This window comes from Streptomyces sp. LaBMicrA B280 (assembly GCF_049222185.1).
GTDB classification, from domain to species: Bacteria; Actinomycetota; Actinomycetes; order Streptomycetales; family Streptomycetaceae; genus Streptomyces; species Streptomyces murinus.
On record NZ_JBMJCT010000006.1, the window covers coordinates 76,310 to 99,131 of the forward strand.

Here is a 22,822-nt window from a genome sequence, read left to right on the forward strand (position 1 = left end):
CACGGAACACTCCCCGCCGTCCCGGGTGTACACGGTCAGGCCCTCGCCGCCACCGTGCCCGACCCCCTCGCCGACACGATGCTCGGCGCGCCCGTCGACACGGCGTCCCGCGCGCCCGCCACCCCGGAACCCGCCTCGCCGCCCGCCCCCCACCCCACCACGCCCGACCCTCTCGACGACCCCCTCGCCACCCCCCTCAACGGCTCTCTCAAGGACGACGACGGCCGGCCCCGGAAGTTCGCCTACCCGCCCCAGCTGGTCGTGGTCGACGGCGGTCAGCCGCAGGTCGCGGCGGCCCGGCGGGCGCTGGACGAACTGGGGATCGACGACATCGCGGTGTGCGGCCTGGCCAAGCGGCTGGAGGAGGTCTGGCTGCCCGGCGAGGACGACCCCGTGGTGCTGCCCCGCACCAGCGAGGGCCTGTATCTGCTCCAGCGCGTCCGGGACGAGGCGCACCGGTTCGCGATCACCTACCAGCGCACCAAGCGCGCCAAGCGCTTCCGCGCCGGCCCCCTGGACGACGTCCCCGGCCTCGGCGAGACGAGGAAACAGGCGCTCATCAAGCATTTCGGCTCGGTGAAGCGGCTGCGGTCCGCCACAATCGAACAGATCCAGGAAGTGCCCGGGATAGGCCGCAAGACGGCCGAGACCATCGCCGCGGCCCTCGCCCAGGCGGCCCCGGCCGCACCCGCCGTGAACACGGCGACCGGAGAGATCATGGAAGACGAGGAACCCGAGACGACGGCGGGTTCCTCGGGGGAGCCCGTGACCGCGGGCCCCCCGGACGAACGACGGGGGCAGGAGACATGAGCGAGAACGACGCACAGCCCACCCAGCGCCGAGATCAGGCGCACGCGGACCCGGGCGGGGCGACCGCCCCCCAGCCCACCGGCCAGGAGAGCGGCCAGGACACGGGCGACGACAACGGAGCACAGGTGAGTACGGGCGGCGAGGCACCCGGGGTCCCCGAGGCGGCGATCCCCGAGCTGGTGATCATCTCCGGCATGTCCGGAGCGGGCCGCTCGACGGCCGCCAAGTGTCTGGAGGACCTCGGCTGGTTCGTCGTGGACAACCTGCCGCCCGCCCTCATCCCCACCATGGTCGAACTGGGTGCCCGCTCCCAGGGGAACGTGGCGCGGATCGCGGTCGTGGTGGACGTCCGCGGCCGGCGCTTCTTCGACAATCTGCGCGAGTCCCTGGCGGACCTGGAGGCCAAGCACGTCACCCGGCGGATCGTCTTCCTGGAGTCCTCCGACGACGCCCTGGTGCGCCGTTTCGAGTCGGTGCGCCGCCCGCACCCCCTCCAGGGCGACGGCCGCATCGTGGACGGCATCGCCGCCGAGCGGGAGCTGCTGCGCGAACTGCGCGGCGACGCCGACCTGGTGATCGACACCTCCAGCCTCAACGTGCACGAACTGCGGGCCAAGATGGACGCCCAGTTCGCCGGCGAGGAGGAGCCCGAACTGCGGGCCACCGTGATGTCCTTCGGGTTCAAGTACGGCCTCCCGGTCGACGCCGACCTCGTCGCGGACATGCGGTTCCTGCCCAACCCGCACTGGGTCCCGGAACTGCGCCCCTTCACGGGCCTCAACGAGGAGGTCGCCGCCTATGTCTTCAACCAGCCCGGCGCCAAGGAGTTCCTGGACCGCTACGCCGAGCTGCTGCGGCTGATCGCGGCCGGCTACCGGCGTGAGGGCAAGCGCTATGTGACCATCGCGATCGGCTGTACCGGGGGCAAGCACCGCTCGGTCGCGATGTCGGAGAAACTCGCCGCGCGCCTCGCGGCCGAGGGTGTGGAAACGGTGGTCGTACACCGGGACATGGGACGGGAATGACGGAACGTACACCGCGGCTGGGCCGGCTGCGCCGGATGGTGCCCGAGGCGCGCTCCGGCCGCTCGGGCGAGGACAGCAGCGTCCCGGTCAGCGGATCCGACTCCGGGAAGAACACCCGCCCGAACACGAGCGCGGCGGCATGGGCCTGTCGGCCTCGCTGGCCGCGCTGCGCCGGATCACCGGCGATCTCACCGCCGTCGTCACCGTGGCCGACGACGGCGGCTCCAGCGGACGGCTGCGCGACGAGCTGGGCGTGCTGCCGCCCGGCGATCTGCGCAAGGCGCTGGCCGCGCTGTGCGGGGACGACGACTGGGGCCAGACCTGGTCCCGCGTCATCCAGCACCGCTTCCAGTCCCAGGGCGATCTGCACGACCACGCGGTGGGCAATCTGCTGATCGTCGCCCTGTGGGAGCAGCTCGGTGACCACGTCCAGGCGCTGGACCTGGTCGGCAAGCTGCTCGGCGCGCACGGGCGGGTGCTGCCCATGTCCGCCGTGCCGCTGGAGCTCCAGGCCCTGGTCAAGGGGCACGATCCGGAGCACCCGGAGGACGTGGACACCGTGCGCGGGCAGGCCACCGTGGCGCTGACGCCCGGCGAGGTGCAGTCCGTGCACCTGGTGCCGAACGACCCGCCGGCCGTCCCGGAGGCCCTCGCGGCGGTCCTGGACGCGGACTGGGTGGTGCTCGGCCCCGGGTCCTGGTTCTCCTCGGTGATCCCGCATCTGCTGGTGCCCGAGCTGCTGGACGCGCTGACCGAGACCAAGGCCCGTAAGGTCCTGTCCCTGAACCTCGTTCCGCAGCCGGGGGAAACCGAGGGCTTCTCACCGCAGCGTCATTTGGAGGTTTTGGGGCGACACGCCCCTAAACTCGCCCTGGACGTGGTGCTGGCCGACGAGGCCGCCGTGCCCGACCGCGACTCGCTCACCGAAGCCGCCAAGCGGCTGGGAGCCGCGGTCGAGCTGGCCCCGGTGGCCCGGACCGACGGAACACCCCGGCACGACCCGGAGCTGTTGGCCGCCGCGTACGACCGTATTTTTCGGATGCATGGAAGGATCGGCCCATGGCGATGACGGCAGCGGTGAAGGACGAGATCTCCCGGCTCCCCGTCACCCGGACCTGCTGCAGGAAGGCGGAGGTCTCCGCCATTCTGCGGTTCGCCGGCGGCCTGCACCTGGTGAGCGGGCGCATCGTGATCGAGGCGGAGCTGGACACGGCGATGGCGGCCCGCCGCCTCAAGCGGGACATCCTGGAGATCTTCGGCCACAGCTCGGAGCTGATCGTGATGGCGCCCGGCGGACTGCGCCGCGGCTCGCGCTATGTCGTCCGGGTCGTCGCGGGCGGGGATCAGCTCGCCCGGCAGACCGGCCTGGTCGACGGCCGCGGCCGGCCGATCCGCGGGCTGCCCCCGCAGGTGGTCTCGGGGGCCACCTGTGACGCGGAGGCGGCCTGGCGCGGGGCGTTCCTCGCGCACGGCTCGCTGACCGAGCCCGGTCGCTCCTCCTCCCTGGAGGTGACCTGCCCGGGTCCGGAGGCCGCGCTGGCGCTGGTCGGCGCCGCCCGCCGGCTGTCGATCGCGGCCAAGGCCCGGGAGGTGCGCGGGGTGGACCGCGTGGTCGTCCGGGACGGTGATGCGATCGGCGCGCTGTTGACGCGGCTCGGCGCGCACGAGTCGGTGCTGGCCTGGGAGGAGCGCCGGATGCGCCGCGAGGTGCGAGCCACGGCCAACCGGCTCGCCAACTTCGACGACGCGAACCTGCGGCGTTCGGCCCGCGCGGCGGTGGCCGCGGGGGCGCGGGTGCAGCGGGCGCTGGAGATCCTCGGCGAGGAGGTGCCCGAGCACCTCGCGGCCGCCGGACGGCTGCGCATGGAGCACAAGCAGGCCTCGCTGGAGGAGCTGGGCGCGCTCGCCGACCCGCCGCTGACGAAGGACGCGGTCGCGGGCCGGATCCGCCGACTGCTGGCCATGGCCGACAAGCGCGCCTCGGATCTGGGCATCCCGAGCACGGAGGCCAATCTGTCGGACGAACTGGCGGACAACCTGGTCGGCTGACCCGACCCACTCCGACACGCCGGTGCCGTCCCCCGTCCGAGGGGGTTCGGCACCGGCTTTCGTCTGTCCGCGTCCGGTGAACCGGAGTGCTCATACCACAGGTGAGCGGAGCCCCCATCAACGGTGCGGAATCGGGGTAGTCAACAGGTGAGCCGACCCGCTCACGAACGAGTGACACTGACGTCAACAAGGGGCGACATTCGATAGCAAAAACGGGTGAATCAACTGCCGATCCGAGACGGTCCGTACCTCTACTGCCAGGTACGGAAGGCCTGCCCATGTATGCGTCATCTCGATGTCACCGAGGGGGTCGCGGAGAGGTAGGGTCGGTGGTGGTCGGGGACATCCCAAACAGAGCTCGCCGGCTCGCATGCCGGCGTACCACGAGGAGATCGGTTCGTGACGATCCGCGTAGGCATCAACGGCTTCGGCCGCATCGGTCGTAACTACTTCCGCGCACTGCTGGAGCAGGGTGCGGACATCGAGGTTGTGGCTGTCAACGACCTGGGTGACACGGCCACCACGGCCCACCTGCTCAAGTACGACACGATTCTGGGTCGCCTCAAGCAGGAGGTGTCCCACACCGCCGACACGATCACCGTCGACGGCCACACCATCAAGGTGCTGTCCGAGCGCAACCCGGCCGACATCCCCTGGGGTGAGCTGGGCGTCGACATCGTCATCGAGTCGACCGGCATCTTCACCAAGCGCGAGGACGCCGCCAAGCACCTGGCCGGCGGCGCCAAGAAGGTCCTCATCTCGGCTCCGGCCAAGGACGAGGACATCACCATCGTGATGGGCGTCAACCAGGACAAGTACGACGCGGCCAACCACCACGTCATCTCGAACGCCTCCTGCACCACCAACTGTGTGGCCCCGATGGCGAAGGTCCTGGACGAGAACTTCGGCATCGTCAAGGGTCTGATGACCACGGTGCACGCGTACACCAACGACCAGCGCATCCTGGACTTCCCGCACAAGGACCTGCGCCGCGCCCGCGCCGCCGCCGAGAACATCATCCCGACCACCACCGGTGCCGCCAAGGCCACCGCCCTGGTCCTGCCGCAGCTCAAGGGCAAGCTGGACGGCCTGGCCATGCGCGTCCCGGTCCCGACCGGCTCGGTCACCGACCTCGTGGTCGAACTCAGCCGCGAGGTCACCAAGGAAGAGGTCAACGCCGCCTTCCAGAAGGCCGCCGAGGGCGAGCTGAAGGGCCTCCTCGACTACACCGAGGACCCGATCGTCTCCTCGGACATCGTCAACGCCCCGGCGTCCTGCACCTTCGACTCCTCCCTGACCATGGTCCAGGAGGGCAAGAACGTGAAGGTCATCGGCTGGTACGACAACGAGTGGGGCTACTCCAACCGTCTCGTGGACCTCACGGCCTTCGTCGGCAACCAGCTCTGATCGCCGAAGACCGCAGCAGTACGACCGTGACATGAGAGCAGGGCTCGGCCAGCGCACCGTCGCGCTGACCGGGCCCTGTCTCGCGCACGGACCACGTCCTCATACGATCAAGGTGCACCACGAGCCCTCCTCAGGAGTCCACTCAATGAAGACGATCGACGAACTTCTCGCCGACGGCGTAAGCGGCAAGCGGGTCTTCGTCCGCGCCGACCTCAATGTGCCGCTGGCCGACGGGACGATCACCGACGACGGCCGCATCCGCGCCGTGCTGCCCACCGTCAAGGCGCTCGCCGACGCGGGCGCCAAGGTGATCGTCGCCTCGCACCTGGGCCGCCCCAAGGGCGCCCCGGACCCCGCCTTCTCGCTGCTGCCCGCAGCCGAGCGCCTCGGTGAACTGCTGGGCGCCCCGGTCGCCTTCGCCCAGGACACGGTCGGCCCCGCCGCCCACGACGCCGTCGACGGCCTTCAGCCCGGCCAGGTCGCCGTCATCGAGAACCTGCGTTTCAACCCCGGCGAGACCGCCAAGGACGACGCCGAGCGCGGCGAGTTCGCGGACCAGTTGGCCGCCCTCGCCGATGTGTACGTCGGCGACGGCTTCGGCGCCGTGCACCGTAAGCACGCCTCCGTCTACGACCTCCCGGCCCGGCTGCCGCACTACGCCGGCTACCTCATCGCCACCGAGGTCGGCGTCCTGAAGAAGCTCACCGAGGACGTCAAGCGCCCCTACGTCGTCGCGCTCGGCGGTGCCAAGGTCTCCGACAAGCTCGCCGTCATCGACCAGCTGCTCGGCAAGGCCGACCGGCTGCTCATCGGCGGCGGCATGGCCTACACCTTCCTCAAGGCCAAGGGCTACGAGGTCGGCATCTCCCTCCTCCAGGAGGACCAGATCCCGGCCGTCATCGAGTACATGGAGCGCGCCGAGAAGCTCGGCGTGGAACTGCTGCTCCCCGTCGACGTCCTGGTCTCCCGGGAGTTCCCGGACCTGAAGACCAAGGCGCCGAGCCAGTACAACACCGTCGACGCGGACAAGATCCCCGCCGACCAGGAGGGCCTGGACATCGGCCCGAGGACCCGGGAGCTGTACGCCTCGAAGCTCGCCGACGCCCAGACCGTGTTCTGGAACGGCCCCATGGGCGTCTTCGAGCACCCGGACTACGCCGAGGGCACCAAGGCGGTCGCCCAGGCGCTCGTAGACTCGAACGGTTTCACCGTCGTCGGCGGCGGTGACTCCGCCGCGGCCGTGCGCACGCTCGGCTTCGACGAGAACGCATTCGGCCACATCTCGACCGGTGGCGGCGCCTCCCTCGAATACCTCGAGGGCAAGACGCTTCCCGGTCTCGCCGCACTGGAGGACTGACCCCGTATGACCACCCGCACGCCGCTGATGGCGGGCAACTGGAAGATGAACCTCAACCACCTCGAGGCCATCGCTCACGTCCAGAAGCTCGCCTTCGCCCTGGCCGACAAGGACTACGAGGCCGTCGAGGTCGCCGTCCTGCCGCCCTTCACCGACCTGCGCTCCGTACAGACGCTGGTCGACGGCGACAAGCTCAAGATCAAGTACGGCGCCCAGGACATCTCGCAGTACGACTCCGGTGCCTACACCGGCGAGATCTCCGGCCCGATGCTGTCCAAGCTGAAGTGCGCCTATGTGGTCATCGGCCACTCCGAGCGCCGCCAGTACCACGCCGAGACCGACGAGATCGTCAACGCCAAGGTCAAGTCCGCCTACAAGCACGGCCTGACCCCGATCCTGTGCGTCGGCGAGGAACTGGACGTCCGCGAGGCGGGCAACCACGTCGCCCACACCCTCGCCCAGGTCGAGGGCGGCCTCAAGGACCTCCCGGCCGAGCAGGCCGAGACGATCGTGATCGCCTACGAGCCCGTGTGGGCCATCGGCACCGGCAAGGTCTGCGGCGCCGACGACGCCCAGGAGGTCTGCGCCGCCATCCGCGCCAAGATCGCCGAGCTGTACTCCCAGGAGGTGGCCGACCAGGTCCGCATCCAGTACGGCGGCTCCGTGAAGTCGGGCAATGTCGCCGAGATCATGGCCAAGGCCGACATCGACGGCGCCCTGGTCGGGGGCGCCTCGCTGGACACCGACGAGTTCGTCAAGATCGTGCGCTTTCGCGATCAGTGACGGGTCGGCTACGCAGGCCATGAGTAGGCGGTAGCCGCGATACGTCGTACTCTTGCGGGGGCACGGCCCAGGTGCTGTGCCCCCGTCGTCCATCCGAATCCGAGGAAGTTGGTCCAGCCGTGGTTTTGGGGTTCTCGATCGCCCTGATCGTCTTCAGCCTGCTGCTGATGCTGCTGGTGCTGATGCACAAGGGAAAGGGCGGCGGCCTCTCCGACATGTTCGGTGGCGGCATGCAGTCCTCCGTCGGCGGCTCCTCGGTCGCCGAGCGCAACCTCGACCGGATCACCGTCGTGATCGGCGTGCTGTGGATCGCGTGCATCGTGGTCCTCGGCATCCTGATGAAGACGAACAGCTGATCCCGGCCTTCCAGGCACACTCATTCCGTACGTTGAGCCCCATGTTCGGTACGCGCTCCCGAGCGCGGCCTATCATGGGGCTTGCGTCTGCGTGCGGGGGCGGTAACTCCCACCACTGGACGCGCGTTGGGCCTTACGTAGACTGAGGCGCTCGCAGCGAAGCGGTACGCCGACTCGCTTCGCGGCACCATCACGCAGGGAGTTACGACCGTGGCAAGTGGCAACGCGATCCGAGGAAGCCGGGTCGGGGCGGGGCCGATGGGCGAGGCCGAGCGCGGCGAGTCCGCACCGCGGCTGCGCATCTCCTTCTGGTGCTCCAACGGGCACGAGACCCAGCCGAGCTTCGCCAGCGACGCACAGGTCCCCGACACCTGGGACTGCCCGCGCTGTGGCTTTCCGGCCGGCCAGGACCGGGACAACCCGCCGGACCCGCCGCGCACCGAGCCGTACAAGACGCACCTCGCGTATGTACGGGAGCGGCGCAGCGACGCGGACGGCGAGGCGATCCTCGCCGAGGCACTCGCCAAACTGCGCGGTGAGATCTAGACGTTGAGGCCCGGCCGGGCACCCTCGGGTGCCCGGCCGGAGCCGTATCCGCCGCTCGCTCCCGATCGATTGTCAGTGGCACCCTCTACGGTTCTCGTGAAGGCGACGACCGCGAGGGGGAGTTGTGACGACGGTGGCGGCGGGGGAGATGCGGGCGCCCGCGTGGCGCGGGGGTTTCGGGCGGCTGTGGAGTGCCGCCGTGCTGTCCCGCTTCGGTGACGCGCTGCGCACCGCCGCCCTGCCGCTGCTCGCCGCCTCGCTGACCGACCGGCCCCTGCTCATCGCCACCGTGTCCGCCTGCGGCTATCTGCCCTGGATCCTCTTCGGGTTGTGCGGCGGGGCGATCGCCGACCGGGTCGACCAGCGGCGCGCCATGTGGACCGTGGACACGGTACGAGGAGTGCTGGTCGCCGCCTTCGCGGTGGCCGTCGCCCTCGGACACGCCTCGATCGCGCTGCTCGTCGCGCTGGCCTTCACCCTGACCACGCTCCAGACCCTCTTCGACAACGCCTCCACCGCCCTGCTGCCCGCCTTGGTCGGTCCCGAGGCCCTGGGTAGCGCCAACGCCCGGCTGATGACCGGGCAGATGATCGCGGGCGGGCTGTTCGGGGCGCCCGTCGTGCCGGTGCTGCTCGCCGCGGGGGCCGCCGCGCCCTTCCTGGCCGACGCGGGCACCTTCCTGCTGGCCGCCGCGCTGGTCGCCTCCCTGCGCACCGGTGCGCCCGAGCGGGCCTCGAGGCCGGCGGGCAGCACCCTGCGCCGGGAGATCGCCACCGGAGTGCGCACCCTGTGGCAGGACCGGCCGCTGCGCGGACTGTGTGCCGCCACGGCGCTGTGCAACATCGGAATGGGCGCCCTGATCGCCACCCTGGTCGTCCTCGTGACCGGCTGGCTGCACGCGGGCACCGCCGGTTATGCGGCGGCCACCACCGCGTACGCCGTCGGCGGCCTGGCCGGAGGCGCGGCGAACCGGCGGCTCACGGCCGCGCTCGGCCCGGTGCGCACCGTCCTGCTCGCCGGTACGGCACAGACCGCGACGCTCGTCGTCATGGGCTCCGTGCCCAGCCTGACCGCCCTGATGGCGGCCATGGCGGCCTTCGGGTTCATGGGGATGCTGTGGAACGTCAACAGCACCACCCTGATGCAGCAGCGCAGTCCGGCCGGCGCCCTCGGCCGGATCAGCTCCGCCTTCCGCACCCTGGGCGTCGCCGGGGCCCCGCTGGGCGCCCTGCTCGGCGGGGCCGCGGCCACCGCCTGGGGCCGGGGCACACCGGCCCTGCTCGCGGCCGCCTTCTTCGTCCTCTCCGTCCTCGCCCTGATACCGGCCGCCCGGCCGGACGCACCCGTCGCCGCGCCGGGGGACGGCGCCACGACGGCTCGTGTCCCCGGGTGATCAATTAGGTTGGAACAGCTGGGACAGGCACGAAAGAAGGCGGAAGTCGGAAATGAACGCAGACGGCCGTACCAGGCTCGACCAGACGCCCGAGTGGACCGCTCTCGCGGGGCACCGGGAGGAGCTGGCCGACACCCATCTGAGGGATCTGTTCGCCGCCGACCCCGAGCGCGGCACCGGGTACACGCTGCGGGCCGGTGATCTCTACATCGACTACAGCAAGCACCTGGTCACCGGCGAGACGCTGCGGCTGCTGCGCGAGCTGGCCGCGGCGACGGACGTGTTCGGGCTGCGGGACGCCATGTTCCGCGGCGAGAAGATCAACGTCACCGAGGACCGGGCGGTGCTGCACACCGCGCTGCGCGCGCCCCGGGACGCGGTGATCGAGGTCGACGGCGAGAACGTGGTGCCGAAGGTGCACGCCGTCCTCGACAAGATGACCGACTTCGCGGAGCGGGTGCGCTCCGGTGCCTGGACCGGGCACACGGGCAAGCGGATCCGCAATGTCGTCAACATCGGTATCGGCGGCTCCGACCTCGGGCCCGCGATGGCGTACGAGGTGCTTCGCAGCTTCGCGGACCGTGATCTGACGGTCCGTTTCGTGTCGAACGTGGACGGGGCCGACCTGCACGAGGCCACCCGCGACCTGGACCCGGCCGAGACGCTGTTCATCATCGCCTCCAAGACCTTCACCACCATCGAGACGATCACCAACGCCACCTCCGCGCGCACCTGGCTGCTGGCCGCGCTCGGTGACGACGCCGCGGTGGCCAGGCATTTCGTGGCGCTGTCCACCAACGCGGAGAAGGTCACCGCGTTCGGTATCGACCCGGACAACATGTTCGAGTTCTGGGACTGGGTCGGCGGCCGCTACTCGTACGACTCCGCGATCGGCCTCTCCCTGATGATCGCCATCGGCCCGGACCGGTTCCGGGAGATGCTGGACGGCTTCCGGCTGATGGACGAGCATTTCCGCACCGCGCCCGCCGAGGCCAACGCCCCGCTGCTGCTGGGCCTGCTGGGCATCTGGTACGGCAACTTCCACGACGCCCAGTCGCACGCCGTACTGCCGTACAGCCACTATCTGTCCAGGTTCACCGCGTACCTCCAGCAGCTGGACATGGAGTCCAACGGCAAGTACGTGGCGCGGGACGGCAAGCAGGTCGACTGGGGGACCGGGCCGGTCGTGTGGGGTACGCCGGGCACCAACGGGCAGCACGCGTACTACCAGTTGATCCACCAGGGCACCAAGCTGATCCCGGCCGACTTCATCGGCTTCGCCGAGCCGGTGGCCGAGCTGAGCGGTGAACTGAAGGCGCAGCATGATCTGTTGATGGCCAACTTCTTCGCCCAGACCCAGGCGCTGGCCTTCGGCAAGAGCGCCGAGGAGGTCCGTGCGGAGGGCGTGCCCGAGGAGCTGGTGCCGCACAAGACCTTCCAGGGCAACCGGCCCACGACCACCGTCCTGGCGAGGAAGCTGACCCCGTCCGTGCTGGGCCAGTTGATCGCGCTGTACGAGCACAAGGTGTTCGTCCAGGGCGCCGTGTGGGACATCGACTCCTTCGACCAGTGGGGCGTGGAGCTGGGCAAGGTCCTCGCCAAGCGCGTCGAACCCGCCCTCACCGAGGGCGCGGAGGTGCCCGGCCTCGACGCCTCGACGAAGGCGCTGGTCGCCACGTACCGGGAGCTGCGCGGCCGCGGCTGAGACGGCCGCGGCTGACAAGCGCGGGGAGCGCGGGGCATCGGGCGGTCCGCCGACCGGTGTCCCGTACACTCCGATGATCATGAAAGACGCTACTCGGGGGAGTGTGCAGTGGCACGGGGGAACCGGGCGCCGGGCGCCCAGGGCGGGCGCAACTATCTGAAGGCCCATCACGCGGCCTGGGCGGTGTTCCATCCCGCCTGGATACCGGAACCGCTCGATCCGGGCGTCGAGCGGCTCAAGCGGATCCGGGTGGCCGCGGGCACGGTCGCCGCCGTCGGCGTCTACACCTTCGTGGAGGGTGGTTTCGCCGTCGCGGAGATGCTGGAGAACCTGCTGGTCGCCTGTGGGGTCCTGCTGGTGATCGCCCCGCTGACGGCCGGGGTGATGCTCTGGATCTGGCGGCGCGGCGGGAGCCTGCGCACCCTGCGCCCGCCGCTGCTGCGGGCTCTGGGACTGCTGCTCACCTTCGTGGCCGCGGCCGTCCTGACCCTGTTTCTGCTCCAGAACAGCGGCCGGACGGACATGGGTCTGCTGGTCCTCCCGGTGGGCCTGCTGACGCTGTGGCTGATCTGGTTCGTCGGCGCCGGGGCCCTGCGTGTCACCGGGAACTTCTTCGGCACGGCCGCCGTGCACCGCGGTCTGCCGCCGCTGCTCGCCATCGTCACCACCTGGCTGATGGCCCTGCCCGACCTGTTCACCGGCGATCTGCACGGCCTCGGGCTCACCCTCGGCATCGTCTTCATCCTCGGCGCTCCGCTGACGGTCACCGGTATCGCGCTGTACGAACTGGCCGTCCTGAGGCGGCGGTTCGGCATACGGCTGGCGGACCATCCGGCGCTGCACCTCGGCGGGACACCGTACGACTCCCGGTACGCGTACGGCCGCTGAGCCCCGAAACGGGAGACGGCGGGGAACATCGGCCCCCGCCGTCTCCTCCGCCTACCCGTCAACCGACGTCACACCGACGTCACGGGGACGCCGGTGGATACAGCGAGCGCGGCAGCTGGGAGGCCGCCGCCGAGTCCAGCAGCCACAGGGTGCGGCTCCGGCCGCGGGCGCCCGCCGCCGGGGCCTGGATCTCACCCGCGCCGGACAGGGCGATGGCCGCCGCCTCCGCCTTGTCCTCGCCCGCCGCGAGCAGCCAGACCTCACGGGCCGAGCGGATCGCGGGCAGGGTGAGCGAGATCCGGGTCGGCGGCGGCTTGGGCGCGCCGTGCACGCCCACCACCGTGCGCTCGGTCTCCCGTACGGCCGGCAGCTCCGGGAAGAGCGAGGCCACATGGGTGTCCGGGCCGACGCCCAGCATCAGCACGTCGAAGGTGGGCACCGAGCCGTGGTTCTCCGGCCCGGCCGCCTTCGCCAGCTCCGCCGCGTACGCCTCGGCCGCCGCCTCGACGTCCGTGCCGTACGGCCCGTCGGAGGCGGGCATGGCGTGCACGCGCGCCGGGTCCAGCGGGACGGAGTCCAGCAGGGCCGCGCGTGCCTGGGTGACATTGCGCTCCGGGTCGCCCTCGGGCAGATAGCGCTCGTCGCCCCACCAGAGATCGAGCCGGGTCCAGTCCACCGCGTCCCGGGCCGGTGCCCCGGCCAGCGCGGCCAGCAGACCGTTGCCGTTGCGGCCGCCGGTGAGGACCACGGACGCGGTGCCCCGGGAGGCCTGCGCGTCCACGATCTTCGTGATCAGGCGGGCCGCGGCGGCCTGGGCCATCAGTTCCTTGTCGCGGTGGACGACCAGCTGAGGGGTGCTCACTTCGCCGACGCCTTCCTGGAGGGTGCCTTCTTCGCGGCCCGGGACGACGTCGTCTTCTTCGCGGGCGCCTTGGCCGCCTCGGCGGAGGCCGGCTTCGTCCCGTCCGAGGAAGCCGAGGCCCGGGTCGAACCCGAACCCGAAGCCGAACCCGAATCCGGGGTCGAAGCCGAAGCCTCCTGCTCCGGAACCGTGTCCAACCGGTCCACCCCGTACCGCAGCGCCGACGCGTAGGTGTCGTCCGGGTCCAGCCGGCGCAGCTCCTCCGCGATCAGCTCGGCGGTGTCGCGCCGCTTGAGCGCCACCGCGCGGGCCGGCTGCCCCTTGATGGACAGGGTGGCCAGCGAGCCGTCCGCGCGGTCCAGGGTGATCGGGCCGCAGGTGGTGTCCATGCGGACGCCGGTCAGACCGGGCCCCGCGGACGGAGAGCGCCGGACCGGTACGTCCAGCCGGTCCGCGAGCCACATCGCCAGCAGCTCGCAGCTCGGGTTGAACGCCTCGCCCTCCACCTCGACCGCCTGCACCCGGCAGTCGACCTGGTCCAGGGCGGCCGCCAGCATCGAACGCCAGGGCGTGATCCGGGTCCAGGACAGATCGGTGTCGCCGGGGGTGTAGGCGTCGGCGCGGGCCGCGAGTTCCCGCACCGGCTCCTCGGCGGCGTAGGTGTCGGTGACCCGGCGCTGGGCCAGCGCGCCCAGCGGGTCCTTCGCCGGGTCCAGCGGGGCGTTCACCGGCCACCACACGACGACCGGGGCGTCCGGCAGCAGCAGCGGCAGCACGACCGAGTCGGCGTGCTGGGACACCTCGCCGTACAGCCGCAGGATGACCGTCTCGCCGGTGCCCGCCTCCGCGCCCACCCGCACCTCGGCGTCGAGGCGCGAGGTGGTGCGGTCGCGCGGGCTGCGGGAGATCCGCTTGATGACCACCAGCGTGCGCGAGGGGTGCTCGCGCGAGGCGTCGCTGGCGGCCTTCAGGGCGTCGTACGCGTTCTCCTCGTCGGTGACGATGACGAGGGTCAGGACCATGCCGACGGCGGGGGTGCCGATGGCCCGACGCCCCTGCACGAGCGCCTTGTTGATCTCGCCGGCGGTGGTGTCGGTCAGGTCTATCTTCATGGCCTGCGCCAGCTCCGTCCGTCTCGTGCCAGCATCTCGTCCGCCTCGGCGGGGCCCCAGGTGCCCGAGGGGTACTGCGCGGGCCTGCCGTGCCTGTCCCAGTACTGCTCGATCGGGTCGAGGATCTTCCAGGACAGCTCGACCTCCTCCGTGCGCGGGAAGAGGTTGGCGTCGCCGAGCAGCACGTCCAGGATGAGCCGCTCGTACGCCTCCGGGCTGGACTCCGTGAACGACTCGCCGTAGGCGAAGTCCATGGACACGTCCCGGATCTCCATCGAGGTGCCCGGCACCTTGGAGCCGAAGCGGACCGTGATGCCCTCGTCCGGCTGGACGCGGATCACGATCGCGTTCTGGCCCAGCTCCTCCGTCGCCGTGTGGTCGAAGGGGGAGTGCGGGGCCCGCTGGAAGACGACGGCGATCTCCGTCACCCGGCGGCCGAGCCGCTTGCCGGTGCGCAGATAGAAGGGGACGCCCGCCCAGCGGCGGTTGTCGATGCCCACCTTGATCGCCGCGTACGTGTCGGTCTTCGACTTCGGGTCGATGCCCTCCTCTTCGAGGTAGCCGATGACCTTCTCGCCGCCCTGCCAGCCCGCCGCGTACTGTCCGCGCACGGTGCCCTTGCCCAGGTCCTTCGGCAGCCGTACGGCGCCGAGCACCTTGGTCTTCTCCGCGGCCAGCGCCTGCGCGTCGAAGGAGGCGGGCTCCTCCATCGCGGTCAGCGCGAGCAGCTGGAGCAGGTGGTTCTGGATGACGTCACGGGCGGCGCCGATGCCGTCGTAGTAGCCGGCCCGGCCGCCGATGCCGATGTCCTCGGCCATGGTGATCTGGACATGGTCCACGAAGGAGCGGTTCCAGATCGGCTCGAACATCGTGTTGGCGAAGCGCAGCGCCAGGATGTTCTGGACGGTCTCCTTGCCGAGATAGTGGTCGATCCGGAAGACCTGGTCCGGGGCGAACACCTCGTGCACGATGGCGTTCAGTTCCTCGGCCGACTTCAGATCGTGTCCGAACGGCTTCTCGATGACCGCGCGCCGCCAGGAACCGCCGGACTGGTCGGCGAGTCCGTGCTTCTTCAGCTGCTGGATGACCACCGGGAAGGAGCGCGGCGGCACCGACAGGTAGAAGGCGAAGTTGCCGCCCGTGCCCTGCGCCTTGTCCAGCTCCTCGATGGTGGAGCGCAGCCGCTCGAACGCCTCGTCGTCGTCGAAGGTGCCCTGCACGAAGCGCATCCCCTGGATGAGCTGCTGCCAGACCTCCTCGCGGAACGGCGTACGGGCGTGCGCCTTGACGGCGTCGTGGACCTCCTGCGCGAAGTCCTCGTTGGCCCACTCGCGGCGGGCGAAGCCCACCAGCGAGAAGCCCGGCGGCAGCAGACCCCGGTTGGCGAGGTCGTACACCGCGGGCATCAGCTTCTTGCGCGACAGGTCGCCCGTGACCCCGAAGATGACCAGACCCGACGGCCCCGCGATACGCGGGAGCCGTCGGTCGGCCGGGTCACGGAGCGGGTTCGCTCCGGATCCCGAAACGGGTGACAAGTCAGCCCTCCGAAGGGGCGAGGCGCTCGAGCTCCGCCTGGGTGGACTTCAGCAGGTCGTTCCAGGACGTCTCGAACTTCTCGACGCCCTCGTCCTCCAGCACCTGTACGACCTCGTCGTACGAGATGCCGATCTTCTCCAGCGCGTCCAGGTCGGCGCGGGCCCCGGCGTAGGTGCCGGTGATCGCGTCGCCGCGGATCTCGCCGTGGTCGTCGGTGGCCTCCAGGGTGGCCTCCGGCATGGTGTTGACCGTGTTCGGCGCGACCAGTTCCTCGACGTACATGGTGTCCTTGTACGCCGGGTCCTTCACACCGGTGGAGGCCCACAGCGGACGCTGCTTGTTGGCGCCCGCGTTCTCCAGCGCGTTCCAGCGGTCGGAGGAGAAGACCTCCTCGTACGCCTGGTAGGCGAGGCGCGCGTTGGCCACACCGGCCTTGCCGCGCAGCGCCTTGGCCTCGTCGGTGCCCATCTCGTCGATACGGCGGTCGATCTCGGTGTCCACCCGGGACACGAAGAAGGACGCCACCGAGTGGATCTTCGACAGGTCCAGGCCGCGCTCCTTGGCCTTCTCCAGACCGGAGAGGTAGGCGTCCATGACCAGGCGGTAGCGCTCCAGGGAGAAGATCAGCGTGACGTTGACGCTGATGCCCAGGCCGATGACCTCGGTGATCGCCGGCAGACCGCCCTGGGTGGCCGGGATCTTGATCAGGGTGTTGGGGCGGTCCACCAGCCAGGCCAGCTGCTTGGCCTCGGCGACGGTCGCCTTGGTGTTGTGCGCGAGGCGGGGGTCCACCTCGATGGAGACCCGGCCGTCCTGGCCGTCCGTGGCGTCGAAGACCGGGCGCAGGATGTCGGCGGCGTCGCGGACGTCCGCCGTGGTGATCATGCGGATGGCCTCTTCGACGGTGACCTTGCGGGCGGCGAGGTCGGAGACCTGGAGGTCGTATCCGTCGCCCCCCGAGATCGCCTTCTGGAAGATCGTCGGGTTCGTGGTGACGCCCACGACGTGCTGCTGGTCGATCAGCTCGGCGAGGTTGCCGGACGTGATCCGCTTGCGCGACAGGTCGTCCAGCCAGATCGCGACGCCTTCGTCGGAGAGGCGCTTGAGTGCGTCTGTCATGGAATTACATCTCCTACGTGTCGTATATGAGCGTCAGCGCTGGGCGGCGGCGATGGATTCCCGGGCCTTCGCGGCCACGTTCTCGGCGGTGAAGCCGAACTCCTGGAAGAGCACCTTGCCGTCGGCGGACGCACCGAAGTGCTCCAGGGAGACGATGCGGCCGGCGTCCCCGACGTACTTGTGCCACGTCAGCCCGATGCCCGCCTCCACAGAGACACGGGCCTTCACGGACGGCGGCAGCACGGAGTCCCGGTACCCCTGGTCCTGCTGCTCGAACCACTCGACCGAGGGCATGGACACGACGCGCGTCGGAACGCCGTCGGCCTGGAGCCGCTCACGCGCCTCGACGGCCACGTGCACCTCGGAACCGGTGGCGATCAGGATGACCTCCGGCTCGCCGCCCTCGGCCTCGAACAGGACGTAACCGCCCTTCGCGGCGTCCTCGTTCGGCTCGTACGTCGGCACGCCCTGGCGGGTCAGCGCGAAGCCGTGCGGCTGGCCCTTGCCGAACTCCTTGGTGTAGCGCTTGAGGACCTCGCGCCAGGCGATCGCGGTCTCGTTGGCGTCGGCCGGGCGGATGATGTTCAGGCCCGGGATGGCGCGCAGCGAGGCCAGGTGCTCGACCGGCTGGTGGGTGGGGCCGTCCTCGCCCAGGCCGATGGAGTCGTGCGTCCACACGAACGTCACCGGCAGGTGCATCAGGGCCGACAGGCGCACGGCGTTGCGCATGTAGTCGGAGAAGACGAGGAAGGTGCCGCCGTAGACACGGGTGTTGCCGTGCAGCGTGATGCCGTTCAGCTCGGCGCCCATGGAGTGCTCGCGGATGCCGAAGTGGATCGTACGGCCGTACGGGTCGGCCTCCGGCAGCGGGTTGCCCTCGGGCAGGAAGGAGCTGGACTTGTCGATCGTGGTGTTGTTCGAGCCGGCGAGGTCGGCTGAGCCGCCCCACAGCTCGGGGATCACCGGGCCGAGCGCCTGGAGCACCTTGCCGGAGGCGGCACGGGTGGCGACCGACTTGCCGGGCTCGAAGACCGGGATCTTCTCCTCCCAGCCGGTGGGCAGCTCGCCCGCCGCGATGCGGTCGAACTCGGCGGCGCGCTCGGGGTTGTCGTCCCGCCACACCTGGAGGGCCTTCTCCCACTCGGCCTTCGCGCGGGCGCCGCGCTCCAGGGCCTTGCGGGTGTGCGTGATCACGTCGTCCTCGACGGCGAAGGACTGCTCCGGGTCGAAGCCGAGGACGCGCTTGGTGGCCGCGACCTCGTCCGCGCCGAGCGCCGAGCCGTGCGCGGCCTCGGTGTTCTGCGCGTTCGGGGCCGGCCAGGCGATGATCGAGCGCATCGCGATGAAGGAGGGCCGGTCGGTGACCTGCTTGGCCGCCTGGATCGCGGCGAAGATCGCCGCCGGGTCCAGGTCGCCGTCCGCCTTCGGCTGCACGCGCTGCACATGCCAGCCGTACGCCTCGTAGCGCTCGGCGGTGTCCTCGGAGACGGCCGTCTCGGTGTCGCCCTCGATCGAGATGTGGTTGTCGTCCCACAGCAGGATCAGATTGCCGAGCTTCTGGTGGCCGGCCAGCGAGGACGCCTCGGCGGAGATGCCCTCCTGGAGGCAGCCGTCACCGGCGATGCAGTAGATGAAGTGGTCGAACGGCGACTCGCCCTGGGCGGCCTCCGGGTCGAACAGACCGCGCTCGTAGCGGGCGGCCATCGCCATGCCCACCGCGTTGGCCACACCCTGGCCCAGCGGGCCCGTGGTGGTCTCGACGCCCTTGGTGTGTCCGTACTCCGGGTGACCCGGGGTCTTGGAGCCCCAGGTGCGGAAGGACTCCAGGTCCGCCAGCTCCAGGCCGAAGCCGGCCAGGTAGAGCTGGGTGTAGAGGGTCAGGGAGGAGTGGCCGGCGGACAGCACGAAGCGGTCGCGCCCCACCCACTCCGGGTCGGCCGGGTCGTGCCGCATCACCTTCTGGAAGAGGGTGTAGGCGGCGGGGGCCAGGCTCATCGCCGTACCGGGATGGCCGTTGCCGACCTTCTGTACGGCGTCGGCGGCCAGGACTCGGGCGGTGTCCACGGCCCGCTGGTCCAGGTCGGTCCACTCAAGGTCTGTGGTGGTCGGCTTGGTGCTCACCCTGGGTCAGGGCTCCTCTCCACATGTCGGTCGCCGGTCTTCGGGGCACGTGCCCACCCGGCCGCCCGGCGTGCTTCTGCCCGCCGGACGTTGTCGAGCCTACCCTCGTAAGGACGTGCGTTTTCGCGGGTGATTCCAGACTGCCGGGCATCGACGGGATCCGCCTCCCGACTGGGCGAGACGGCATTTGGCACATGAATAAAGAGGCGCTCATCTGACCGCTCAAAAGAGTGGTGGGGGCCCTCTTCTGCGATCTTCGGCGAGCGGTGTTCCGAGAGGTACCGGGGACGCCCCGCGGGGGCCCGTCCGTGTGACCGCCAACACGACCCCACCCCCGCGAAGGCCGGGGTATGGGCAACGTCTAAAGTGGCGTGGTACGCGCGAGCCCTTCATGAAAACCTCATCCGGGGGAGGCTCGCTGGGATGTCTCTGTCAGGGGTGTGCGTGACGGCCGTCGAATCCCGTCCAGCTGCCGTGCTCGGTGGTACGAGCCCGAGCCCGGCCCACCGGCCGTTCGGGGCCCGTGCCAAGGCATTCGTGGCGCTGACCAAGCCGCGGATCATCGAGCTGCTGCTCATCACCACCGTGCCGGTGATGTTCCTGGCCCAGCAGGGCGTGCCCGATCTGAAGCTGGTGCTGTTGACCTGCCTCGGCGGTTATCTCTCCGCGGGCGGCGCCAACGCGCTCAACATGTACATCGACCGCGACATCGACGCCGTCATGGACCGCACCGCGCAGCGGCCGCTGGTGACCGGCATGGTCAGCCCGCGCGAGTGCCTGGCCTTCGGCATCGCCCTCGGGGTCGTCTCCACGCTGCTCTTCGGGCTGACCGTCAACTGGCTGAGCGCCTGGCTTTCGCTCGGCGCGCTGCTCTTCTATGTCGTCGTCTACACGATGATCCTCAAGCGCCGCACCGCGCAGAACATCGTGTGGGGCGGCATCGCGGGCTGTCTGCCGGTGCTGATCGGCTGGTCCGCGGTCACGGACTCGATGTCCTGGGCGCCGATCATCCTCTTCCTGGTGATGTTCTTCTGGACGCCGCCGCACTACTGGCCGCTGTCCATGAAGGTCAAGGACGACTACGCGCGCGCCGGTGTGCCGATGCTCCCGGTGGTCGCCTCCAACAAGGTCGTGGCCCGGCAGATCGTCGTCTACAGCTGGGTGATGGTCGTCGTCTCGCTGCTGCTCACCCCGCTGGGGTACACGGGCTGGTTCTACACGGTGGTGGCCCTCGCGGCCGGCGGCTTCTGGCTGTGGGAGGCGCACGGGCTCCAGAACCGGGCGAAGGCCGAGGTCACCGGCGCGAAGCTCAAGGAGATGCGGCTGTTCCACTGGTCGATCACCTATGTGTCGATCCTCTTCGTCGCCGTCGCCGTGGACCCGTTCCTGCGCTGACGCACCTTCTTCTTCCGCAGGCGTTCTCGACGGGAGGGGCGCGTGGTCAAGGCCACGCACCCCTCCCGTCGCCGTTTGATCTACTCGTCGGTAGCATCCAGGCATGGCAGACACGCAGCAGGTTGACGCGAAGGCGGAGCGCACGGTGGCCCGGCTCGCCCAGAGGATCAGCGCCTTCTCCAAGGCCCACGGCGGTGCGGAGGGGCAGGTGGCGTACATCGGGGAGCGCGGGGCGCGGATCGTGCTCGTCGGTGAGGACGGCGGCTGGGGCGATGTGGTGGCCCCCTCCTACGCGATCGCCGAGCAGGCGGTGGCGAAGGCCGGGATCACCCGGCACGAGGCGTTTGACGGGGAGTTCGCGGCGAAGGTGACGACCGGGCCGTACGAGTGGAAGCGGATGGCGGGGATCCAGCTCGGAGGCTGATCCCCCCGGTCACGGGAGCGCCGCGGCGCGCGCCCGCGCGGCGGGGCCGTATGCCTCGGAACCGTATGCCGAATACCGCCCCGCGCGCCCGGGGCAGGCGCCACACTGAGCGGCATGCGGACGGAAGCCCTGATCGGATGTTTTCTCGATGCCCTCACACCGTTGCGCCCCCGTGCCGTCTGGGCGCACGGCTCGCTCGCCGGCGGTGACTACCAGGAGGGCCGCAGCGATCTCGATCTGATCGCGGTGCTTCCGGCGCCGCCGGGCCTGCAGACCGCCCGAAAGGTCGTGTCCCTGCATTGGCGGCTGCGCCGGGAGCCGCTCGCCGCGAAGCTGCACTGCAGCTATCTCGCCCCGGCCGATCTCGACGATCCGGGCCGGGCGCATCTCACCTGGGCGCACGGCCATGTGCTGCGCCGCCCGGTCACCCCCGTCACCCGGCGCGAGCTGCACGCCTTCGGCCGGGTGCTGCACGGGGAGACACCGGCGCGCCTCTTACCGCCGGTTCCGGATCAAAACCTGCGCGCGTTCGTCGTGGCGGACCAGCGGGACTTCTGGCGGCCCGCCGTGGACAAGGCCCGGCTGTGGCGCCAGGACGTCTGGGTCGACCTCGGGCTGCTGACCTTCGCCCGGGCCACCGTGACCCTGCGCGAGGGACGGCTGATCTCCAAGCGGGAGGCCCTGGCCGAGCTGCCGGACCTCGGCGCGCCCGGCGAGGTCGTCGAGGACATCACCCGCAGGCGGTACGAGGACCCGGCTCCGGTGGGTGACGACGCCTGGCTCACCCGGCGCGCCGCGCTGACCCGGGCCTACCTGGGCCCGGCGATCGACGCGCTGGTCGCCGGGCACGGGTGAGCGAGGCGCCCGCAGGGGGGCGCGTCAGGCGTTCGTGACAACCGTGGCCCCGGCCGCGGGCTCGGGTACATCCAGCTCCGTCTCCGGGCGCTCGCGGAGCGCCAGCAGGACCCGCAGGACGCCGATCCACACCAGGCAGGAGCCGAGCATGTGGACGCCGACCAGCAGCTCGGGCAGGTGCGTGAAGTACTGCACGTAGCCGATGACGCCCTGGCTCAGCAGGATCAGGAACAGCTCCCGGGTGCGGGCCAGCGGGCCGTGCGGGGCGTCGACGGCCTTGAGGATGAACCACAGGGCGAACGTCAGCGTCACCACGATCCACGCGAGCACCGCGTGCAGCTTGGCCACGGTCTCCCAGTCGATCGGGATCCGCTGCACATCGCTGGAGTCGCCCGCGTGCGGGCCCGCGCCGGTGACCACGGTGCCGACCGCGATCAGCAGCACGGCCGCGACCACCAGGAACCAGACCAGCTGCACCACCGCCTTGCCGACCAGCGGCCGGGGCGCGGCGTCGCCCTCCCGGGTGCGCTGCCACATCACCACGGCGACCGCGATCAGCGCGGTCGCCAGCAGGAAGTGCGCGGCGACGGTGTACGGGTTGAGGCCGACCAGCACCACGATCCCGCCGAGCACCGCGTTGCCCATCACCAGCCAGAACTGCGCCCAGCCGAGCCGGGTCAGACTGCGCCGGTACGGCTTCTCGGAGCGGGCGGCGGTGATCGCCCAGCCGACCGCCGCGCACAGCACGTAGGTCAGCATGCGATTGCCGAACTCGATGGCGCTGTGATAGCTCAGCGCCTGTGTCGGCGTCAGGGAGCCGTTGGTGCACTCGGGCCAGGTCGGGCAGCCGAGGCCCGAGCTGGTCAGCCGTACGGCGCCGCCGGTGACGACGATCACCACCGACATCACGAGCGCGATGAGGGCCGCCCGCTGCGCGGTCCCCGGCTCCGGGGTCCAGCGGTCGGCGATGAAGGCGAGCGGATTACGCAGGGCCGCTACGGCGTCGGCGCGGTTCAGCTTTGGCACGCCCACCATCGTAGGCCGCCGCTTGTGCACGCTTTCACGAGGGTCCCGTACCG

The 22,822-nt window shown here is 70.6% G+C and carries 19 protein-coding genes and 2 pseudogenes; 15 read left to right on the forward strand and 6 right to left on the reverse strand.

Going from position 1 to position 22,822, the window contains the following annotated elements; genetic code table 11:
- Positions 1-204: 204 nt before the first annotated feature.
- The 12 genes and pseudogenes from ACLF5H_RS05925 to ACLF5H_RS05980 all read left to right on the forward strand — a co-directional run.
- A pseudogene (locus tag ACLF5H_RS05925) lies at positions 205-810 on the forward strand (helix-hairpin-helix domain-containing protein); the annotation flags it as partial.
- Complete coding sequence (gene rapZ / locus ACLF5H_RS05930; RefSeq protein WP_421675000.1) at positions 807-1,835, forward strand: RNase adapter RapZ; 1,029 nt, start codon at positions 807-809, stop codon at positions 1,833-1,835. The pseudogene ACLF5H_RS05925 and the gene rapZ, both read left to right, overlap by 4 nt.
- Positions 1,832-2,904: pseudogene (locus ACLF5H_RS05935) on the forward strand (gluconeogenesis factor YvcK family protein). Before rapZ ends, ACLF5H_RS05935 begins: the two are co-directional and overlap by 4 nt.
- Positions 2,895-3,884 carry a DNA-binding protein WhiA gene (whiA, locus tag ACLF5H_RS05940; protein ID WP_358795072.1) on the forward strand — a complete coding sequence of 330 codons (990 nt, stop codon included), beginning with the start codon at positions 2,895-2,897 and terminating at the stop codon, positions 3,882-3,884. Before ACLF5H_RS05935 ends, whiA begins: the two are co-directional and overlap by 10 nt.
- 399 nt (positions 3,885-4,283) lie before the next feature.
- A complete protein-coding gene (gap, locus tag ACLF5H_RS05945) occupies positions 4,284-5,291 on the forward strand; it encodes a type I glyceraldehyde-3-phosphate dehydrogenase (RefSeq protein ID WP_037662715.1) in 1,008 nt (335 codons plus the stop codon).
- 145 nt (positions 5,292-5,436) lie between these two features.
- Entirely contained in the window at positions 5,437-6,648 is a 1,212-nt protein-coding gene (locus ACLF5H_RS05950; protein WP_421675001.1) for a phosphoglycerate kinase, read from the forward strand.
- Between the two features lie 6 nt (positions 6,649-6,654).
- A complete protein-coding gene (gene tpiA, locus ACLF5H_RS05955) occupies positions 6,655-7,431 on the forward strand; it encodes a triose-phosphate isomerase (RefSeq protein WP_421675002.1) in 777 nt (258 codons plus the stop codon).
- 119 nt (positions 7,432-7,550) lie between these two features.
- Entirely contained in the window at positions 7,551-7,787 is a 237-nt protein-coding gene (gene secG, locus ACLF5H_RS05960) for a preprotein translocase subunit SecG (RefSeq protein WP_078967713.1), read from the forward strand.
- Between the two features lie 210 nt (positions 7,788-7,997).
- The gene (locus tag ACLF5H_RS05965; protein ID WP_003957010.1) at positions 7,998-8,333 is read left to right on the forward strand and encodes an RNA polymerase-binding protein RbpA; all 336 of its coding nucleotides are present in this window, start codon (positions 7,998-8,000) and stop codon (positions 8,331-8,333) included.
- 124 nt (positions 8,334-8,457) lie between these two features.
- Positions 8,458-9,726 (forward strand): MFS transporter, encoded by a 1,269-nt coding sequence (locus tag ACLF5H_RS05970; RefSeq protein ID WP_421675003.1) that lies wholly within the window; start codon positions 8,458-8,460, stop codon positions 9,724-9,726.
- 52 nt (positions 9,727-9,778) lie between these two features.
- Complete coding sequence (pgi, locus tag ACLF5H_RS05975) at positions 9,779-11,431, forward strand: glucose-6-phosphate isomerase (RefSeq protein WP_421675004.1); 1,653 nt, start codon at positions 9,779-9,781, stop codon at positions 11,429-11,431.
- Positions 11,432-11,539: 108 nt separating this feature from the next.
- A complete protein-coding gene (locus tag ACLF5H_RS05980; RefSeq protein WP_421675005.1) occupies positions 11,540-12,319 on the forward strand; it encodes a hypothetical protein in 780 nt (259 codons plus the stop codon).
- 79 nt (positions 12,320-12,398) lie between these two features.
- On the opposite strand, the gene pgl is transcribed toward ACLF5H_RS05980, so the two are convergent.
- The 5 genes from pgl to tkt are packed head-to-tail and all read right to left on the reverse strand — an operon-like array spanning position 12,399 to position 19,069.
- Positions 12,399-13,181: a 6-phosphogluconolactonase gene (pgl, locus tag ACLF5H_RS05985; protein WP_421675006.1), complete on the reverse strand. Its 783-nt coding sequence runs from the start codon at positions 13,179-13,181 to the stop codon at positions 12,399-12,401.
- Positions 13,178-14,293 carry a glucose-6-phosphate dehydrogenase assembly protein OpcA gene (gene opcA, locus ACLF5H_RS05990; RefSeq protein WP_421675007.1) on the reverse strand — a complete coding sequence of 372 codons (1,116 nt, stop codon included), beginning with the start codon at positions 14,291-14,293 and terminating at the stop codon, positions 13,178-13,180. Before opcA ends, pgl begins: the two co-directional genes overlap by 4 nt.
- Positions 14,290-15,828, reverse strand: coding sequence for a glucose-6-phosphate dehydrogenase (gene zwf, locus ACLF5H_RS05995; RefSeq protein ID WP_421675008.1), 1,539 nt, complete (start codon positions 15,826-15,828; stop codon positions 14,290-14,292). The genes opcA and zwf overlap by 4 nt, the downstream gene beginning before the upstream one ends.
- 1 nt (position 15,829) lies before the next feature.
- A complete protein-coding gene (gene tal, locus ACLF5H_RS06000) occupies positions 15,830-16,948 on the reverse strand; it encodes a transaldolase (protein WP_421675009.1) in 1,119 nt (372 codons plus the stop codon).
- 33 nt (positions 16,949-16,981) lie between these two features.
- Entirely contained in the window at positions 16,982-19,069 is a 2,088-nt protein-coding gene (gene tkt / locus ACLF5H_RS06005; protein WP_421675010.1) for a transketolase, read from the reverse strand.
- A 423-nt stretch (positions 19,070-19,492) separates the two neighbouring features.
- Here tkt and ACLF5H_RS06010 point away from each other — a divergent pair, with 423 nt between their 5' ends.
- The 3 genes from ACLF5H_RS06010 (at position 19,493) to ACLF5H_RS06020 (ending at position 21,743) form a co-directional block, all read left to right on the forward strand.
- Complete coding sequence (locus ACLF5H_RS06010; RefSeq protein ID WP_421675011.1) at positions 19,493-20,464, forward strand: heme o synthase; 972 nt, start codon at positions 19,493-19,495, stop codon at positions 20,462-20,464.
- Positions 20,465-20,567: 103 nt separating this feature from the next.
- The gene (locus ACLF5H_RS06015) at positions 20,568-20,888 is read left to right on the forward strand and encodes a hypothetical protein (protein ID WP_421675012.1); all 321 of its coding nucleotides are present in this window, start codon (positions 20,568-20,570) and stop codon (positions 20,886-20,888) included.
- Between the two features lie 114 nt (positions 20,889-21,002).
- Entirely contained in the window at positions 21,003-21,743 is a 741-nt protein-coding gene (locus ACLF5H_RS06020; RefSeq protein WP_421675013.1) for a nucleotidyltransferase, read from the forward strand.
- Positions 21,744-21,767: 24 nt separating this feature from the next.
- Here ACLF5H_RS06020 and ACLF5H_RS06025 read toward each other — a convergent pair whose 3' ends face one another.
- A complete protein-coding gene (locus tag ACLF5H_RS06025; RefSeq protein ID WP_421675014.1) occupies positions 21,768-22,778 on the reverse strand; it encodes a COX15/CtaA family protein in 1,011 nt (336 codons plus the stop codon).
- Positions 22,779-22,822: the final 44 nt, after the last annotated feature.

Excerpts from the sequence above, each read along its gene's own strand:
- rapZ (WP_421675000.1), top strand. The coding sequence starts at position 807 with ATGAGCGAGAACGACGCACAGCCCACCCAGCGCCGAGATCAGGCGCAC.
- whiA (WP_358795072.1), top strand. The coding sequence starts at position 2,895 with ATGGCGATGACGGCAGCGGTGAAGGACGAGATCTCCCGGCTCCCCGTC.
- ACLF5H_RS05950 (WP_421675001.1), top strand. The coding sequence starts at position 5,437 with ATGAAGACGATCGACGAACTTCTCGCCGACGGCGTAAGCGGCAAGCGG.
- tpiA (WP_421675002.1), top strand. The coding sequence starts at position 6,655 with ATGACCACCCGCACGCCGCTGATGGCGGGCAACTGGAAGATGAACCTC.
- pgi (WP_421675004.1), top strand. The coding sequence starts at position 9,779 with ATGAACGCAGACGGCCGTACCAGGCTCGACCAGACGCCCGAGTGGACC.
- opcA (WP_421675007.1), bottom strand. The coding sequence starts at position 14,293 with ATGAAGATAGACCTGACCGACACCACCGCCGGCGAGATCAACAAGGCG.
- tal (WP_421675009.1), bottom strand. The coding sequence starts at position 16,948 with ATGACAGACGCACTCAAGCGCCTCTCCGACGAAGGCGTCGCGATCTGG.
- ACLF5H_RS06010 (WP_421675011.1), top strand. The coding sequence starts at position 19,493 with ATGTCTCTGTCAGGGGTGTGCGTGACGGCCGTCGAATCCCGTCCAGCT.
- ACLF5H_RS06015 (WP_421675012.1), top strand. The coding sequence starts at position 20,568 with ATGGCAGACACGCAGCAGGTTGACGCGAAGGCGGAGCGCACGGTGGCC.
- ACLF5H_RS06020 (WP_421675013.1), top strand. The coding sequence starts at position 21,003 with ATGCGGACGGAAGCCCTGATCGGATGTTTTCTCGATGCCCTCACACCG.
- ACLF5H_RS06025 (WP_421675014.1), bottom strand. The coding sequence starts at position 22,778 with ATGGTGGGCGTGCCAAAGCTGAACCGCGCCGACGCCGTAGCGGCCCTG.